Here is a 16,285-nt window from a genome sequence, read left to right on the forward strand (position 1 = left end):
GATGTTGTCCACGAAACGACGGCGAGACGAGGGCAGGGGGTGTCACCGATGACCGCAGGGACGACGGCCGAGCGGCCCACCGCCGTCGTGGTCGGCGGCGGCCTCGCCGGCATCACCGCGGCGCTGCGCCTCGCCGAGGCCGACCACCGCGTCACCCTGCTGGAGACCAGGCCCCGGCTCGGCGGCCTCGCCTTCTCCTTCCGCCGCGGCGACCTGGTGGTCGACAACGGCCAGCACGTCTTCCTGCGCTGCTGCACCGCGTACCGCGGCCTGTTGGACCGACTGGGCGCGGGCCGTCTGGTGGATCTCCAGCCCCGGCTGGACGTCCCGGTGCTCTCCGTCGCCCCCGACGGCCGGCGCACCTTCGGCCGGCTGCGCCGCGCCGGGCTGCCGGTGCCGCTGCACCTGGCCGCCAGCCTCGCCGGGTACCCGCACCTGGGCCCCGCCGACCGGCTGCGCGTGGTCCGCGGCGCGCTCGCCCTGCAGGCGCTCGACCTCGCCGATCCGGCGCTGGACGAGATCTCCTTCGGCACCTGGCTGCGCCGGCACGGCCAGTCCGCGGCCACCGTCGCCGCCCTCTGGGACCTGGTGGGCGTCGCCACCCTGAACGCCACTGCCGAGCAGACCTCGCTGGCACTGGCCGCGATGGTCTTCAAGACCGGCCTGCTCTCCGACCCGGGCGCCTCGGACATCGGCATGGCCGCGGTGCCGCTCGGCCGGATCCACCACGACGCCGCCCTGGCCGAGCTGGAGCGCCTCGGCGTCCAGGTGCGGCTGCGCACCCGGGCGGCCGAGATCAAGCCCGCCGACCGGCACGCCGTCCGGCTCGAGGACGGTGAGCTGCTCACCGCCGACACGGTGGTGCTCGCCGGCGCCCAGGAGGCGGCCGCCGCCCTGCTGCCGCCGGGCGCGCTGCGCGACCAGCACCGGCTCGCCGAGCTCGGCCACGCGCCGATCCTCAACGTGCACGTGGTGTACGACCGCCCGCTGGTGCGCCGCCCGTTCTTCGCCGCGCTGGGCTCGCCCGTCCAGTGGGTCTTCGACCGGACGGCCCACTCCGGCCTCGCCGTGCCCGGGGCCCAGTACCTGGCGCTGTCGCAGTCCGCGGTGCAGGACGAGATCGACCTGCCGGTGGCCGAGCTGCGCGAGCGCTACCTGCCGGAGCTGGCCCGGCTGGTGCCCGGCGCCCGCGAGGCGAAGGTGCTGGACTTCTTCGTCACCCGCGAGCGGACGGCCACCTTCGACCCGGCCCCCGGCACCGCCCCGCTGCGGCCCGCCGCGGCCACCGACATCCCCGGCCTCCTGCTGGCCGGTTCGTGGACGGCCACCGGTTGGCCCGCGACCATGGAGAGTGCAGTGCGCAGCGGCCACGCCGCCGCCGACGCCGCACTCGCCCGTACTGGCCGGCGCCTGCCCGCCGACCGCGGCGACGGGCGGTGGCCGCGATGACGCCGCCCCGCCGGACCACCATCGACATCGCACCACGCCTGGCGCCCACAGCAGCCGGGCATTCGCACGGAGAGGGAACGTACGTGGAGGCTCGCACCCAGGGCGCCGGCTCGGTGAAGGACACCCCGTCGGTGCTCGACCTGCTGGCACGCGGCCGGACCATGTGCACTCCGTCGCTGCGTGCCGCCGTCGCCCGTTTGGCGGCACCCATGGACACCGTCGGCGCCTACCACTTCGGCTGGATCGACCGGGACGGCAAGCCCGCCGCGGGGGACGGCGGCAAGGCGGTGCGGCCCGCGCTGGCCCTGCTGTCGGCCGAGGCGGCCGGCGCGTCTGCCGAGGTCGGCGTGCCCGGCGGCGTCTCCGTCGAGCTGGTGCACAACTTTTCGCTGCTCCATGATGATCTGATGGACGGTGACGAGACCCGGCGGCACCGGGCCACCGCGTGGACGGTCTTCGGCCCGGCCCAGGCGATCCTGGTCGGCGACGCGCTCGCCACGCTGGGTACCGAGGTGCTGCTCGACGCGGCGGTCACGGGCGGCGCGACCGCCGCCGACGCCGCGCGCGCCGTCCGCCTGATCACCACCGCGACCCGCAAGCTCATCGACGGCCAGGCCATGGACGTCGCCTTCGAGCAGCGCGACGTGGTGACGGTGGAGGAGTGCCTGGAGATGGAGGGCGGCAAGACCGGCGCCCTGCTCGCCGCCTCCGCGGCGATCGGCGCCGTGCTCGCGGGCGCCGACGACCGGGTCTCCGACGCGCTGCAGCGCTACGGGCACCACCTGGGCCTGGCCTTCCAGGCGGTGGACGACCTGCTCGGCATCTGGGGCGCGACCGAGGTCACGGGCAAGCCGCACTGGGGCGACCTGCGCCAGCGCAAGAAGTCGCTGCCGGTGTGCGCCGCGCTCGCCGAGGGCGGCGCCGCCTCCCGCAAGCTCGCCGACCAGCTGGCCGACCCGCAGGGCCGCGGCGAGGAGAGCGAGCAGGCGCTCGCCGCCCGGGCCGCGCTGATCGAGGAGGCCGGCGGCCGCGCCTGGACCCAGGACGAGGCCCGCCGCCAGCACCAGACCGCCCTCGCCGCTCTGGACGAGGTGCCGATGACCGACGAGGTGCGGGAGCACTTCGTCGCACTCGCCGAATTCGTGGTGGTACGAGAGAGGTGACGTGAATTGACAGCAACCGCGGGCGGCCGGCTCGACCCCGAGTACGATTCCGAGCCGGTCGCGGTGGGCGACCGCCCACCGGCCCCCGACGGTCTCGTTCCGCCTCCCGAGGAGGCGCGGACGGCCGAGGGCCGGGCTCCGGTAGGACGATCTGACGATGTACCTGTCGAGGCGGCGCTGGCCCGGGCCACCGCCCACCTGCTGTCACTACAGAACCCGGACGGCTGGTGGAAGGGCGACCTGGAGACCAACGTCACCATGGACGCCGAGGACCTCTTACTGCGCGAGTTCCTGGGCATCCGCACCGCGGAACAGACCCGGGCCACGGCAGCCTGGATCCGCTCGCAGCAGCGCGCGGACGGCACCTGGGCGACCTTCCACGGCGGGCCGCCGGAACTGTCCACCACCGTCGAGGCGTACGTCGCCCTGAGACTCGCCGGGGACGACCCCGGCGCCGCACACATGCAGGACGCCGCCCGGTACGTCCGGGAGTCCGGCGGCATCGCGGCCACCCGGGTCTTCACCCGGATCTGGCTCGCCCTGTTCGGCTGGTGGCCCTGGCAGCGCCTCCCCGAACTGCCCCCCGAGATCCTCTTCCTGCCCACCTGGGCCCCGCTCAACATCTACGCATTCGGCCAGTGGGCCCGGCAGACCATCGTCCCGCTCACCGTGGTCTCGGCCCACCGCCCGGTACGCCCGGCCCCGTTCGCCCTCACCGAGCTGCACACCGACCCGGCCGACCCGTACCCCGAGCGGCCGCTGGCCCCCGCCGCCAGCTGGGACGGCCTCTTCCAACGGCTCGACCGGCTGATGCACCACTACCACCGGTACGCGGTGCGCCCGCTGCGCCGGATCGCGCTCGCCCGGGCCGGCCGCTGGATCGTCGACCGGCAGGAGGCGGACGGCTGCTGGGGCGGCATTCAACCGCCCGCCGTCTACTCGCTGATCGCCCTGCACCTGCTCGGCTACCGGCTCGACCACCCGGTGATGAAGGCCGGCCTGGCCGCCTTCGACGGCTTCACCGTGCACACCGAGGACGGCAGACGCTGGATGGAGGCGTGCCAGTCCCCGGTCTGGGACACCTGCCTCGCCACCATCGCGCTGCGCGACGCCGGGCTGCCCGCCGACGACCCGGCGGTCGTCCGGGCCGCCGACTGGATGCTCGGCGAGGAGATCACCACCCGCGGCGACTGGGCGGTCAAGCGTCCCCGGCTCGCCCCCGGCGGCTGGGCCTTCGAGTTCCACAACGACACCTACCCCGACATCGACGACACCGCCGAGGTCGTCCTGGCACTGCGCCGGGTCGCCCACCCGGAGCCGCCGCGGCTGAACGGCGCCGTCGAGCGCGCCGTCCGCTGGTGCCTCGGCATGCAGTCCAAGGACGGCGCCTGGGGCGCCTTCGACGTCGACAACACCAGCCTGCTGCCGAACCGGCTGCCGTTCTGCGACTTCGGCGAGGTCATCGACCCGCCGTCGGCCGACGTCACCGCCCACGTGGTGGAGATGCTCGCCGAGGTGGGCGGCGCCGCCGACCCGCGCGCCCTGCGCGGCATCGCCTGGCTGCTCGACCACCAGGAGGAGGACGGCTCCTGGTTCGGCCGCTGGGGCACCAACTACATCTACGGCACCGGCTCGGTGCTGCCCGCCCTGGTCGCCGCCGGCATCCGGCCCGACCACCCGGCCGTCCGCCGGGCCGTCCACTGGCTGGAGAGCCGGCAGAACCCGGACGGCGGCTGGGGCGAGGACATGCGCTCCTACGACGACCCGGCCACCTGGGCCGGGCGCGGCGACTCCACCGCCTCGCAGACCGCGTGGGCACTCATGGCGCTGCTCGCCGCCGGCGAGGCGCCCAACGGCCCGGGCAGCGGCAGCGAGGCCGTGGAACGCGGCGTCGCCTGGCTGACCCGCAGCCAGCGCGCCGACGGCACCTGGGACGAGCCGCAGTTCACCGGGACGGGATTCCCGTGGGACTTCTCGATCAACTACCACCTGTACCGCCTGGTGTTCCCGGTGACGGCGCTCGGCCGGTACGTGACCGGGCGACCGCTCGGGGCAGGAGGCGGTGACCGGTGAGAAAACGTCACTTCAGCAACACGGCCGGAGGTGCGCGATGACGGGTGAGCCCCTGCTGGTGGTGTGCGCGCTCGGGCCGGAGGCCTGGGCCCTGCGCGGCGGCGACTGGGCCGGTGCGATCGGCGGCTCGCCCGTCCTGCTCCGCACCGGGATCGGCCGCGCCAGGGCCGGGCAGAGCGTGCGGACCATGCTCTCCACCGGCGACTACGGCGCCCTGGTGGTCGCAGGCTTCGGCGCCTCGGTGGCGCCCGGCACCGCCCCGGGCGAGGTCATCGTCGCCGACGCCGTCCGCGACTCGGAGGGCGGGCGCTTCGCACTCGACAGCGCCCCCACCCTCGCCACGGCCCTGCAGGCCTGCGGCCTGACCACGCACACCGGCCTGCACCACACCGCCGACCACGTGGTGCGCGGCTCCCAGCGCCGGGCCCTGCACGCCCGGGGCGCCCTCGCCGTCGACATGGAGGCCGCCGCTGTCCTCGCCGCCCGCGCCGAGACCCGGCCCGAGCTGCCGGCCGCGGTGCTGCGGGTCGTCGTCGACACCCCCGAACGCGAGCTGATCCGGCCGGGCACCCTGCCCGCCGGTGTCCACGCCTGGCGCGCCCTGCGCGCCGCCGTACCGGCCCTCACCGAGTGGCACCGCCTGGTCGCCACCGCAGCACCCCGTCCACCACAGCCCTCGACACTCCCGCAGGAGGCGAGTTAGGCATGGCCATGCCGCTGCGTCAGTCCATCCGCGTGTCCACCTACCTGTTGCAGCAGAAGCTCAAGCGCCGTGACAAATTCCCACTGATCGTCGAACTCGAACCGCTGTACGCCTGCAACCTGGCCTGCGAGGGCTGCGGCAAGATCCAGCATCCGGCCGGGGTGCTCAAGCAGCGGATGCCGGTCGCGCAGGCGGTCGGCGCCGTCCTGGAGTCGGGCGCACCGATGGTGTCCATCGCCGGCGGCGAGCCGCTGATGCACCCGCAGATCGACGAGATCGTCCGGCAGCTCGTCGCCCGCCGCAAGTACGTCTTCCTCTGCACCAACGCGCTGCTGCTGCGCAAGAAGCTCGACAGATTCACTCCTTCGCCGTACTTCACCTTCACCGTCCACATCGACGGGCTGCGCGAGCGGCACGACGCCTCGGTGGCCAAGGAGGGCACCTTCGACGAGGCGGTGGAGGCCATCCGGGAGGCCAAGCGGCGCGGCTTCCGGGTCACCACCAACTCCACCTTCTTCAACACCGACACCCCGCAGACCATCATCGAGGTGCTCGACTACCTCAACGACGAACTGCGCGTCGACGAGATGATGATCTCCCCGGCGTACGCCTACGAGAAGGCCCCCGACCAGGACCACTTCCTCGGCGTCGAACAGACCAGGGAGCTCTTCCGCAAGGCCTTCGCCGGCGGCAACCGCCGCCGCTGGCGGCTCAACCACAGCCCGCTCTTCCTCGACTTCCTCGAAGGGAAGATCGACTTCGAGTGCACCGCCTGGGGCATCCCCAACTACTCGCTCTTCGGCTGGCAGCGTCCCTGCTACCTGATGGCCGACGGCTACGTCCCCACCTACCGGGAGCTCATCGAGAAGACCGACTGGGACACGTACGGCCGCGGCAAGGACCCGCGCTGCGACAACTGCATGGCCCACTGCGGCTACGAACCCACCGCCGTCCTCGCCACCATCGGCTCGCTCAAGGAGTCGCTGCGCGCCGCCCGGGAGACCCTCGGCTCCGGCCGGATCAACTGACGCCCGCACCCCGGGCGTGCGCTCCGGCGCACGCCCGGGCGTACGGACAACAGGCGAGCCGACCGCCCCGGCCGCACCCTGGACACAGACGGTCATCGCTCTGCACCGAGTCGCGAGGTGAAGCCATGTCACTCCTGTCCACCATCAAGGGGCCCGCCGACCTGAGACGCCTGCCCGCCGGCGACCTCCCCCTGCTCGCCGACGAGATCCGCGACTTCCTGATCGACGCCGTCACCCGCACCGGAGGCCATCTCGGACCCAACCTCGGTGTGGTCGAACTGACCATCGCCGTCCACCGCGTCTTCGACTCACCGCGCGACCGCATCCTCTGGGACACCGGCCACCAGGCCTACGTCCACAAGCTCCTCACCGGCCGCCAGGACTTCACCCGGCTGCGCGCCCGCGGCGGCCTCTCCGGCTACCCCTCCCGCGCCGAGTCCGAACACGACCTCATCGAGAACTCCCACGCCTCCGCCGCCCTCGGCTACGCCGACGGCATCGCCAAGGCCAACCAACTGCTCGGCCGCACCGACCGGCACACCGTCGCCGTCGTCGGCGACGGCGCCCTCACCGGCGGCATGGCCTGGGAGGCACTCAACAACATCGCCGAGGCCGACGACCGCCCGCTCGTCATCGTCGTCAACGACAACGAGCGCTCCTACGCCCGCACCATCGGCGGCCTCGCCCACCACCTCGCCACCCTGCGCACCACCCGCGGCTACGAGCGCTTCCTCGCCTGGGGCAAGGAGGCCCTGCAGCGCACCCCCGTCGTCGGCCCGCCCATCTTCGGCGCCCTGCACGGCGCCAAGAAGGGCTTCAAGGACGCCTTCGCCCCGCAGGGCATGTTCGAGGACCTCGGCCTCAAGTACGTCGGGCCGATCGACGGCCACGACATCGCCGCCGTCGAACAGGCGCTGCGCCGCGCCAAGCGCTTCGGCGGCCCGGTCATCGTCCACTGCATCACCCAGAAGGGCCGCGGCTACCGCCCCGCCGAACAGGACGAGGCCGACCGCTTCCACGCCGTCGGCGCCATGGACCCGTACACCTGCCTGCCCGTCTCGCCCTCCCTCGGCACCTCCTGGACCTCCGTCTTCGGCGCCGAGATGGTCGAACTCGGCAAGGACCGGCCGGACGTCGTCGCCATCACCGCCGCCATGCTCCAGCCCGTCGGCCTCGCCGACTTCGCGGCCGCCCACCCGGACCGCACCTTCGACGTCGGCATCGCCGAACAGCACGCCGTCGCCAGCGCCGCCGGGCTCGCCACCGGCGGACTGCACCCCGTCGTCGCCGTCTACGCGACCTTCCTCAACCGGGCGTTCGACCAGGTGCTCATGGACGTCGCCCTGCACAGGCTGGGCGTCACCTTCGTCCTCGACCGGGCCGGCGTCACCGGCAACGACGGCGCCTCGCACAACGGCATGTGGGACATGTCGATCCTCCAGGTCGTCCCGGGCCTGCGGCTCGCCGCCCCGCGCGACGCCGAGCAACTGCGCACCCAGCTCCGCGAGGCCGTCGAGGTCTCCGACGCGCCGACCGTGCTGCGCTTCCCGAAGGGCGACCTCGGCCCCGGCGTGCCCGCGCTGCGCCGCGTCGGCGGGGTCGACGTGCTGGCCGCCACCGGCCCCGCCCCCGAGATCCTGCTGGTCGCCGTCGGCGCCACGGCGCCCGCCTGCGTGGACGCCGCCGCCCTGCTGCTCGCCGAGGGCTTCACCGCCACCGTCGTCGACCCGCGCTGGGTGAAGCCCGTCGACCCCGCCGTGGTGGACCTCGCGGCCGCCCACCGGCTCGTCGTCACCGTCGAGGACAACGGCCGCACCGGCGGCGTCGGCGCCGCGATCGCCCAGGCCATGCGCGACGCCGGCGTCGACACGCCGCTGCGCGACCTCGGCATCCCGCAGGAGTTCCTGGCGCACGCCGGCCGCGGTGAGATCCTCGAGGAGATCGGACTCACCGGCACCGGCGTCGCCGCCCAGACCGCCGCCCACGCCAAGCAGCTGCTACCGATCCGAGGAGCGAACCAGCACCATGCCGGCTGACCGTCCCGCCGCGGGCCTCGACCTCGCCGCCCTGCTCGCCGAGCGCGCCGCCGAGCGCTACGAGCTGCACGCCCGGTACCTCAACCCGCAGTTGCCCCGGATGCTGCACACCATCGGCTTCGACAAGTACTACGAGCGCGCCCAGGGCCCGTACTTCTACGACGCCGACGGCAACGAGTACCTCGACATGCTGGCCGGCTTCGGGATCTTCGCCCTCGGCCGGCACCACCCCGTGGTGCGCGCCTCCGTGCAGCAGGTGATGGACCTCGACCTTCCCGACCTCACCCGCTTCGACTGCGCCCCGCTGCCCGGCCTGCTCGCCGAGCGCCTGATCGCCGAAGCACCCGGCCTGGACAGGGTGTTCTTCGGCAACAGCGGCACCGAGGCGGTCGAGACGGCGCTCAAGTTCGCCCGCTGCGCCACCGGCCGGCGCCGCATCCTCTACTGCGACCACGCCTTCCACGGCCTCACCGCCGGCTCGCTCTCCGTCAACGGCGAGAACGGCTTCCGCAAGGGCTTCGAACCGCTGCTGCCCGACACTGCGGTGCCGCTCGGCGATCTCGCCGCGCTGGAGAAGGAGTTGAAGAAGGGCGACGTGGCCGCGCTGATCGTCGAGCCGATCCAGGGCAAGGGCGTGCACGCCGCACCGCCCGGCTGGCTGTACGCCGCGCAGGAGTTGCTGCACGCCCACAAGGCACTGCTGATCCTCGACGAGGTGCAGACCGGCATCGGCCGCACCGGCGACTTCTTCGCCTACCAGCACGAGGAGGGCGTCCGGCCCGACCTGGTGTGCGCGGCCAAGGCGCTCTCCGGCGGCTACGTGCCGATCGGCGCCACCCTCGGCAAGGACTGGATCTTCGACAAGGTGTACTCCTCGATGGACCGGGTGCTGGTGCACTCGGCCAGCTTCGGCTCCAACGCGCAGGCGATGGCGGCCGGCCTCGCCACGCTCCATGTGATGCGCGAGGAGCAGGTGGTGGAGAACGTCCGCAAGGTCGGCGACCTGTTCCGCACCCGGCTCACCGAACTCGTCGACCGGTACGAGCTGCTGGCCGACGTCCGCGGCCGCGGCCTGATGATCGGCATCGAGTTCGGCCGGCCCAAGTCGCTGAAGCTGCGCACCGGGTGGACGGCGCTGCAGGCGGCCCGCAAGGGGCTGTTCGCGCAGATGGTCGTGGTGCCGTTGCTGCAGCGGCACCGCATCCTCACCCAGGTGTCCGGCGACCACCTGGAGGTCATCAAGCTGATCCCGCCGCTGATCATCACCGAGAAGGAGGTCGACCGCTTCGTCGACGCCTTCACCGAGGTGATGGACGAGGCGCACCGCGGCAGCGGTCTGATGTGGGACTTCGGCCGCACGCTGGTCAAGCAGGCGGTCGGCGGACGGTGAACGCCGTTGTGGGGCGGGCCCGTTCTGCCGGGCCCGCCCCGCACGTGCGTCAGCGCGGCGGCTCGATCACGGTGAATCCGCCGCCGAGCAGCCGGGCGTCCACGCCGTCCGGCGGCAGTTCACCGTGCTCGGCGATCACCTCGGCGGCGTACACCTCGGCGTCGTCCTGCGGCTCGTAGCCGAGCGCGCGGGCCGGGGCCAAGTCCCACCAGGCGCGGGTGTTGGCACTGATGCCGTTGACCACCACGTGCCCCTCGACCGGGGCGGTGAGCGCGGCGTGCACCAGCCGGGCGCAGTCGCCGGGGCTGAGCCAGGTGGCGAGCATCCGGGTGGAGCGCGGCTTCGGAAAGCAGGAGCCGATCCGGATCGAGACGGTGTCGATGCCGTACTTGTCCGCGTAGAGCTGCGCCAGGCCCTCGCCGAACACCTTGGACAGGCCGTAGTAGGTGTCGGGCCGGGGCGGTATGTCGGTGCCGATCAGGCCCTTGCCGCCGGGGCCGAGGCCGTGCAGCGGGGTGAAGCCGACGGCGTGGTTGGAGCTGGCGAAGACGACCCGCTTCACCCCCTCCAGCCGGACGGCCTCGTAGAGGTGGTAAGTGCCCTCGATGTTGGCGCCGAGGATGTGGGCGAAGGTGTCCTCCAGCGAGATGCCGCCGAGGTGGACGACGGCGTCCACACCGCGGACGGCCTCGCGGACAGCGTCGGCGTCCCGCAGGTCGAAGGTGAGGGCGTGCGGGGCGTCGGGGATCGGGGCCAGGTCGGCGGGGCGGATGCGGTGGCCGTGCGGCGGCAGCAGGTCGCGCAGCATGGTGCCGACGCCGCCGGCCGCGCCGGTGAGCAGGATGGTCCGGTGCATGGTCAGTCCGTGGTGATCGTGTCGCGCCTGATGTGGTCGAGGTCGAAGTGGCTGCCGAGGCCGGGCCAGTCGGGCAGTCGGACGATGCCGTGCTCGTCCATCGCGTCCACGATCGCATGGAGGTGCGGCGGCAGGGCGTCGAAGTCGGTGTGCGGGTGGAGCAGACCGCGCCCGTACCAGCGGCCGCTGGTGGTGGCACGGAGCAGGGACAGGTTGCCGGAGCCGTTGCCGTGCACCTCGCAGTCCACGGTGAAGGCCTCGGCGAGGTGCAGCGTGCGGACGGCCGGGGTGATGCCGCCGACGTCGGTGACACCGGTGCGCAGGATGTCGCCGGCCCCGGAGGTGATCCACTCGGCGCGGGTGAAGTGCTTGCCCCAGGAGGTGTCCGGGCCGATCCCTGAGGGGGCGCCGGACGGGTTCCGGGTGCTGCTGCACGGCGATCCGCTGCCGCACCGCTGCGGGTCGAACCCCGGGGTCGACGTCGCCCGGGTGCTGGAGTTCGCGGACGGCCTGGTGCTGCCCGACCCGGTCCGGACCCTGCCGCTCGCCGCCGCCCACCGGTGCCCGGGTACCGTGCTCGCCGCCAACCTGCCGGTGGTCGCCGGGATGGGCAGCGCCCCGCCGTAGGCCGTCCCGGGCGCCGACGAACTGCGGCTCTACCACGCGGGGCTGGCCTCGGACGCCGACCTGGCGGCCGTCCGGCTGAACGCGTGCGGGCCCCGACCGCAGGACGGTCGGGGCCCGTACGGCCGTCGTCGGGTCAGGGGCGGGTGCACAGACCGGAGGCCTGCACGGCGGCGAGGATCTTCTCCGAGACCTCCGGGCCGAAACCCTGCGGGTGCGCGGCGGAGGTGAAGGTGCTGCCGGTCAGCTCGACCAGCTTGGCGTGGTCCTTCGGGTAGTTGTAGACCGCCTGGCACTCCTTGCGGGCCGCCTCCACCGTTTTCTCCGGGCCCGCCGAGACGATGTCCGGATTCAGTGCCTTCAGCGCGGCGACCAGCTTCGCGGCGGTGTCGGTGTCCGGCTTGGCGGGCAGGCCGGCGTCGGACGGCGGCGCGGGCTTCGGCCCGGTCGGCGCGGGGGCGGCGGCCGCGTCGGAGGCGGCGGCACCGGAGGCGGCCGGCGTGGCCGGGGCACCGGCGGAGGCGGGAGCGGCGGGGTCGGCCTTCGACGCCGAGCCGGTGGAGCCGGAGCAGCCGGCCAGCCCGAGTACGGCGACGGCCGCGACGACCACGGTGAGGGAGCGTGTGCGCATGGCGGACAGACTGTCATGCCCCCGGCGATCAGGGGAGGGGTGTGCGCGGATCGCATCGTCGTCCGGGCGGTGCAGGTGTCGAGGCGCTCCGCCACGGTTCGGGAACGTGAACGGCGGTCGCATCCATGCCCGGGCATTGCGGTCGGCTTCGGGAATACGGAGATGCCCCGCACCGGCCTGCCGGTACGGGGCACCTCGGAGCCGACGGTGCGTCAGATGTGCCGGGTGGCCAGGGTGAGACGGTCGCGGGCGTCCATCAGGGCGTCGCGGATCGTCTGTTCGCGGTCCGGCGTCAGCCGTGCGACCGGCACCGACACGCTCACCGCGTCGCGTGCGGGGTGCCGGTAGGGGATCGCCACGCCGAAGCAGCGGACGCCCAGCGTGTTCTCCTCGCGGTCGACGGCGTAGCCGAGTTCGCGCACCCGGTGCAGCTCCTCGATCAGCTCCTCGCGGTCGGTGTGGGTGTGCTCGGTGAGCGGCTCCAGCTTCTCCGGCAGCAGTCGGCGGATCTGCTCGTCGGTGCGGGTGGCGAGCAGCGCCTTGCCGTGCGAGGTGCAGTACGCGGGCAGCCGCCGGCCGATCCGGGTGAACGGCCGCAGGCTGTGCTGGGACTGGCGGGTCGCCAGGTACACCACGTTGGTGCCGTCCAGCCGGGCGAGGTGGATGGTCTCTCCGGTGTCCTCGGCGAGCCGGTCCAGGGTGGGGCGGGCGGCGGCCACCGCCTCGTCGCCGTCGATGTAGGAGCTGCCGACCAGCAGCGCGCGGACGCCGATTCCGTAGCGGGTGCCGGTCGCGTCCGTCTCCACCCAGCCGAGCTCGACCAGGGTGCGCAGCAGCATGTACAGGCTGGACTTGGGGTATCCGGTCTGCTCCTGCACCTCGGCCAGGCTGTGCATGCCGGTGCTGCCGGCGAAGTACTCCAGGAGTTCCACGGTGCGCACCGCGGACTTGACCCGGGCGCCGCCGGTGGCGGAGTCGTTCGGCGAGGGCATGTCCTGGACCCCTTCCGTCACGCGGCGTACCCGCCCGCGAGTTCAAGTAGTCGTATCGCGTTCAGCATACTGAACACCACGGTGTGGGAGCCCGGCCGGCGCGGACGGCGTGGAGAAGGCCGTGGTCGCGCCCGCTGCGCAGGCCCCGGCCGCCCCGATGCTCGACCCGCGGATGCGCGAGGCCTTCCTGGCGGGGGTCCGCGAGCGCGCCGGCCACCCCGGGGTCGAGGTGCTGCTCGCCGCCGGGGAGGCGCCCGTCGACGGCGCGCCACTCGCCGTCCGCCCCGGCGTGCTCGCCGTCGCCGCGGACCGGCTCGCCGAACCGCTGCTGGAGGAGTGCTTCGGGCCGGCCGCCGTGCTGGCCCGCTACCGGGACGCCGCCGAGCTGGAGACCGTCCTCGCCCGGCTCGACGGCAACCTCACCGCGACCGTCCAGCTCGCCGCCGACGAGTGCGGCCCCGAGGCCGCGGCCCTGCTGCGGCGCCTCCTGCCGCTCGCCGGCCGGCTGGTCGCCGACGGCCGGCCCACCGGCGTCCCTGTCGCCCCCGCCATGCAGCACGGCGGCTCCTACCCGGCCACCACCTCCACCTCGACCTCCGTCGGCGCCACCGCGATCGAACGCTGGCTCCGCCCGCGGTCAGCCACCAGAACACCCCGGAGGAACTGCTGCCGCCCGAGCTCCACGACGCCAACCCGCTCGGCCTGCCCCGGCGCGTGGACGGGCGCGTCGACGGGCGCCGCGAGGGCTGAACAGGGGCGCGCGCCGGCCGCGTGCTCCCACTGCTCAGAGTTCGGTGCGGCGGCGCCGCACCACCACGTACAGGTCGACGGCGGCGCACACCGTCAGGACGCCGGACAGCACCGCGAAGACCGCCAGTGCGCCGCTGCTCGGCAGGTCGGAGCCGGTGCTGCGGGACGCCCACAGGGCGAAGCCCGCGGTCATCAGCACGAAGACCGGAAGGAACAGCACCGACAGCAGGAACCGCAGTTTCAGGTCGCTGCGCGCGGTGGCCGGCTCGGTCCCGCTGCGCCAGTACCGGGGTGTCTTCGCCGGACGCACGACCTCACCTCCCGTCCCCTCCTCCAGGGTAGGCCGGGAACGTCAGCGTCCGGTGCGGCCGGCCGGGCCGTGGTACAGGGCGGTGACCCAGCGGTTCGCGGAGTCCACCAGCGGCTCGGTCAGCGGCAGCGCCAGCAGGACCAGCAGCCCGGCCGCCCAGCCGGCGACCACGTCGGAGATCCAGTGGGTGCCGAGGTAGACCGTGGTGAGACCGATCGAGACCGCGGTCAGCCCGGCCAGCACGGTGCCGGTGCGCCGCCACCGCACCGCGAGGTAGGCCAGGACACCCCAGGTCACCACCGCGTTGGCGGTGTGCCCGGACGGGAAGATCGTCCCGCCGGCGAAGAGCTCGGGGGAGTCGATGACGTGCGCGTAGTGCGGACCGAGGCGGCCGGTGAGGATCTTCACGCCACCCACGGTGATGTTGAGGAGCAGCAGGGCCGCGCCCATCACCAGCAGCGGCCGCACCGTGCGGCTGCGCCAGGAACGCCAGCCCAGCCAGAGGCAGGCGGCGATCGCGGACGGACCGCGCTGGCCGGCCACGATCCACACGTCGAGCAGGGGTCGCACCTCGGGCCACCGCTTGTACGGCTTCAGCAGCTCCAGCCACCAGTCGAAGCGCACCAGGGCGGTGTCGGCGAGCACCCCGACGACGACCGCCGCGTACACCAGGGCGGTCGCGGTGATCAGCAGGACGCGCCGGCGGCCGATCGGCGCGCGGGCCGGCGCCACCGGGGGAACGGGCGCGGACTGCCGGTCGAGGGAGGGTCGGGTCAAGACTCGCACTCCTGAGACCCTACCCGCTGCCCTGCGGGCCCCTGCCGGGCCTGGGACGGAACGCAAGAGGCCCCGCGCGTGCGGGGCCTCTCGGCAGCGGTACGGGCTCCGGCTCAGGGGAGCAGCCGCTCCACCGCGATGCGGCCGTACTTCTGGAGGTCCTGCCGGGCCTTCTCGATCAGCTCCGGCGTGGGGGTGCGGCCGGAGGCCATCACCAGGTCCTCGGGGTCGACAGGGTGCTCCGCCCCGGTGTGGAGCAGGTGGTCCGGGGTGGGCATCGATCGGCTGTCAGTGGACTCGGACATGGAGGCCTCCAGTGGTACGAGTGCCGGCCTGCCGTCGACGACCCGGCCGGCTGCGGCTCCGCGGCCCTCGTCGGACAACGGACGTCTGCTACCGAGTGTGGACCATCGGGGGGCCTGTGCGCACTGCGGCGCTCGGGGCGGCGCGCCCCGGCCGGCCGATTCGGACGAGTCCGACGCCCGGCACGGACGCCTCCGGTGCCCGTGGGCGCACCTCCGCGCCGGTCCGGGGGCAGCCCCGGACCGGTCCGGCGGGTCAGTCGAGCGGGCCGCCGGCCACGTAGACGACCTGGCCGGAGACGAAGCCGGCGCCCTCGCTCGCGAGGAAGGAGATGGTGTGGGCGATGTCCTCGGGGGTGCCGACCCGGTTCACCGGGATCTGGGTCGCGGCGGCCTGCTTGAACGCCTCGAACTCCATGCCCACCCGGGCGGCGGTGGCGGCGGTCATGTCGGTGGCGATGAAGCCGGGGGCGACCGCGTTGGCGGTGATGCCGAACTTGCCGAGCTCGATCGCGAGGGTCTTGGTGAAGCCCTGCAGACCGGCCTTGGCGGACGAGTAGTTGGCCTGGCCCCGGTTGCCCTGCGCCGAGGAGGAGGAGAGGTTGACGATCCGTCCGAAGCCCGCGTCCACCATGTGCTTCTGCACCGCACGGGTCATCAGGAAGGCGCCCTTGAGGTGCACGTTCATGACGGTGTCCCAGTCGGACTCCGACATCTTGAAGAGCAGGTTGTCGCGGAGCACGCCGGCGTTGTTCACCAGCACCACCGGGGCGCCGAGTTCGGCGGCGATCCGCTCGACGGCCGCCTGGACCTGCTCGGCGTTCGAGACGTCGGCGCCGACGGCGAGCGCACGGCCGCCCGCGGCCACGATGGCGTCCACGGTCTGCTTGCCGGCGGACTCCTCCAGGTCGACCACGGCGACGGCGTAGCCGTCGGCGGCCAGACGCAGGGCGGTGGCGGCACCGATGCCGCGGGCCGCACCGGTGACGACGGCGACCCGGGTGGCGGGGGACTGCTCGGTCATGCTCGTACTCGTCTCTCTCGGTGGTGGGAGCGGAGGCCGGCACCGAGGCGGCGGCCAACCCGCGTGCCCCGGCCGCTGAGCGCGGGGCGAAAGGTGGTACACAACGCGCTGCGCGGACACCCTACCGGCGGGTAGTCTCACGGGCCAGGGTGTAGACCCGCAGGTGACGGAGGGTGA

General features: G+C 73.6%; 15 protein-coding genes and 2 pseudogenes. 9 read left to right on the forward strand and 8 right to left on the reverse strand.

The genetic code is table 11. The features are described 5' to 3' along the window. Positions 1-48 precede the first annotated feature (48 nt). The 7 genes from hpnE (at position 49) to AB0P35_RS22315 (ending at position 9,842) form a co-directional block, all read left to right on the forward strand. On the forward strand, positions 49-1,449 hold the full coding sequence (gene hpnE, locus AB0P35_RS22285) for a hydroxysqualene dehydroxylase HpnE (RefSeq protein WP_363513150.1): 1,401 nt from the start codon (positions 49-51) through the stop codon (positions 1,447-1,449). 161 nt (positions 1,450-1,610) lie between these two features. Then, positions 1,611-2,612 (forward strand): polyprenyl synthetase family protein, encoded by a 1,002-nt coding sequence (locus AB0P35_RS22290; protein ID WP_363513298.1) that lies wholly within the window; start codon positions 1,611-1,613, stop codon positions 2,610-2,612. 6 nt (positions 2,613-2,618) lie between these two features. Beyond that, positions 2,619-4,685 (forward strand): squalene--hopene cyclase, encoded by a 2,067-nt coding sequence (gene shc / locus AB0P35_RS22295; RefSeq protein ID WP_363513153.1) that lies wholly within the window; start codon positions 2,619-2,621, stop codon positions 4,683-4,685. Between the two features lie 37 nt (positions 4,686-4,722). Beyond that, positions 4,723-5,388 (forward strand): 1-hydroxy-2-methyl-2-butenyl 4-diphosphate reductase, encoded by a 666-nt coding sequence (locus AB0P35_RS22300; RefSeq protein WP_363513156.1) that lies wholly within the window; start codon positions 4,723-4,725, stop codon positions 5,386-5,388. Between the two features lie 2 nt (positions 5,389-5,390). Then, positions 5,391-6,416: an adenosyl-hopene transferase HpnH gene (hpnH, locus tag AB0P35_RS22305; protein ID WP_095876512.1), complete on the forward strand. Its 1,026-nt coding sequence runs from the start codon at positions 5,391-5,393 to the stop codon at positions 6,414-6,416. A 125-nt stretch (positions 6,417-6,541) separates the two neighbouring features. Next, positions 6,542-8,452, forward strand: coding sequence for a 1-deoxy-D-xylulose-5-phosphate synthase (gene dxs / locus AB0P35_RS22310; RefSeq protein WP_095876511.1), 1,911 nt, complete (start codon positions 6,542-6,544; stop codon positions 8,450-8,452). Further along, positions 8,442-9,842 (forward strand): aspartate aminotransferase family protein, encoded by a 1,401-nt coding sequence (locus AB0P35_RS22315; protein WP_363513160.1) that lies wholly within the window; start codon positions 8,442-8,444, stop codon positions 9,840-9,842. The genes dxs and AB0P35_RS22315 overlap by 11 nt, the downstream gene beginning before the upstream one ends. Positions 9,843-9,891: 49 nt before the next feature. On the opposite strand, the gene AB0P35_RS22320 is transcribed toward AB0P35_RS22315, so the two are convergent. Together AB0P35_RS22320 and AB0P35_RS22325 are read right to left on the reverse strand one after the other, a co-directional pair. Beyond that, on the reverse strand, positions 9,892-10,704 hold the full coding sequence (locus AB0P35_RS22320; RefSeq protein WP_363513301.1) for an NAD(P)-dependent oxidoreductase: 813 nt from the start codon (positions 10,702-10,704) through the stop codon (positions 9,892-9,894). Continuing rightward, entirely contained in the window at positions 10,701-11,093 is a 393-nt protein-coding gene (locus AB0P35_RS22325) for an enolase C-terminal domain-like protein (RefSeq protein WP_363513304.1), read from the reverse strand. The genes AB0P35_RS22320 and AB0P35_RS22325 overlap by 4 nt, the downstream gene beginning before the upstream one ends. A 10-nt stretch (positions 11,094-11,103) precedes the next feature. Between AB0P35_RS22325 and AB0P35_RS22330 the strand changes: the two are divergent. Beyond that, a pseudogene (locus AB0P35_RS22330) lies at positions 11,104-11,400 on the forward strand (hypothetical protein); the annotation flags it as partial. A 58-nt stretch (positions 11,401-11,458) separates the two neighbouring features. On the opposite strand, the gene AB0P35_RS22335 reads toward AB0P35_RS22330, so the two are convergent. Both AB0P35_RS22335 and AB0P35_RS22340 read right to left on the reverse strand, forming a co-directional pair. After that, positions 11,459-11,953: a hypothetical protein gene (locus AB0P35_RS22335; RefSeq protein ID WP_363513163.1), complete on the reverse strand. Its 495-nt coding sequence runs from the start codon at positions 11,951-11,953 to the stop codon at positions 11,459-11,461. Between the two features lie 212 nt (positions 11,954-12,165). Further along, a complete protein-coding gene (locus AB0P35_RS22340) occupies positions 12,166-12,945 on the reverse strand; it encodes an IclR family transcriptional regulator (protein ID WP_363513166.1) in 780 nt (259 codons plus the stop codon). Between the two features lie 157 nt (positions 12,946-13,102). On the opposite strand from AB0P35_RS22340, the pseudogene AB0P35_RS22345 reads away from it, so the two are divergent. Next, positions 13,103-13,695 (forward strand): annotated as a pseudogene (locus AB0P35_RS22345) (aldehyde dehydrogenase (NADP(+))); the annotation flags it as partial. A 34-nt stretch (positions 13,696-13,729) separates the two neighbouring features. On the opposite strand, the gene AB0P35_RS22350 reads toward AB0P35_RS22345, so the two are convergent. From AB0P35_RS22350 to fabG, 4 genes are all read right to left on the reverse strand, one after another. Then, a complete protein-coding gene (locus AB0P35_RS22350) occupies positions 13,730-14,005 on the reverse strand; it encodes a DUF6343 family protein (protein WP_095876508.1) in 276 nt (91 codons plus the stop codon). A gap of 42 nt (positions 14,006-14,047) precedes the next feature. Further along, positions 14,048-14,782 (reverse strand): phosphatase PAP2 family protein, encoded by a 735-nt coding sequence (locus tag AB0P35_RS22355; RefSeq protein WP_363513171.1) that lies wholly within the window; start codon positions 14,780-14,782, stop codon positions 14,048-14,050. 113 nt (positions 14,783-14,895) lie between these two features. Further along, positions 14,896-15,087 carry a hypothetical protein gene (locus AB0P35_RS22360; protein ID WP_095876507.1) on the reverse strand — a complete coding sequence of 64 codons (192 nt, stop codon included), beginning with the start codon at positions 15,085-15,087 and terminating at the stop codon, positions 14,896-14,898. A 253-nt stretch (positions 15,088-15,340) separates the two neighbouring features. Beyond that, entirely contained in the window at positions 15,341-16,108 is a 768-nt protein-coding gene (gene fabG / locus AB0P35_RS22365) for a 3-oxoacyl-ACP reductase FabG (protein WP_363513175.1), read from the reverse strand. Positions 16,109-16,285 lie beyond the last annotated feature (177 nt).

This window comes from Kitasatospora sp. NPDC085879, assembly GCF_040686255.1.
Classification (GTDB): domain Bacteria; phylum Actinomycetota; class Actinomycetes; order Streptomycetales; family Streptomycetaceae; genus Kitasatospora.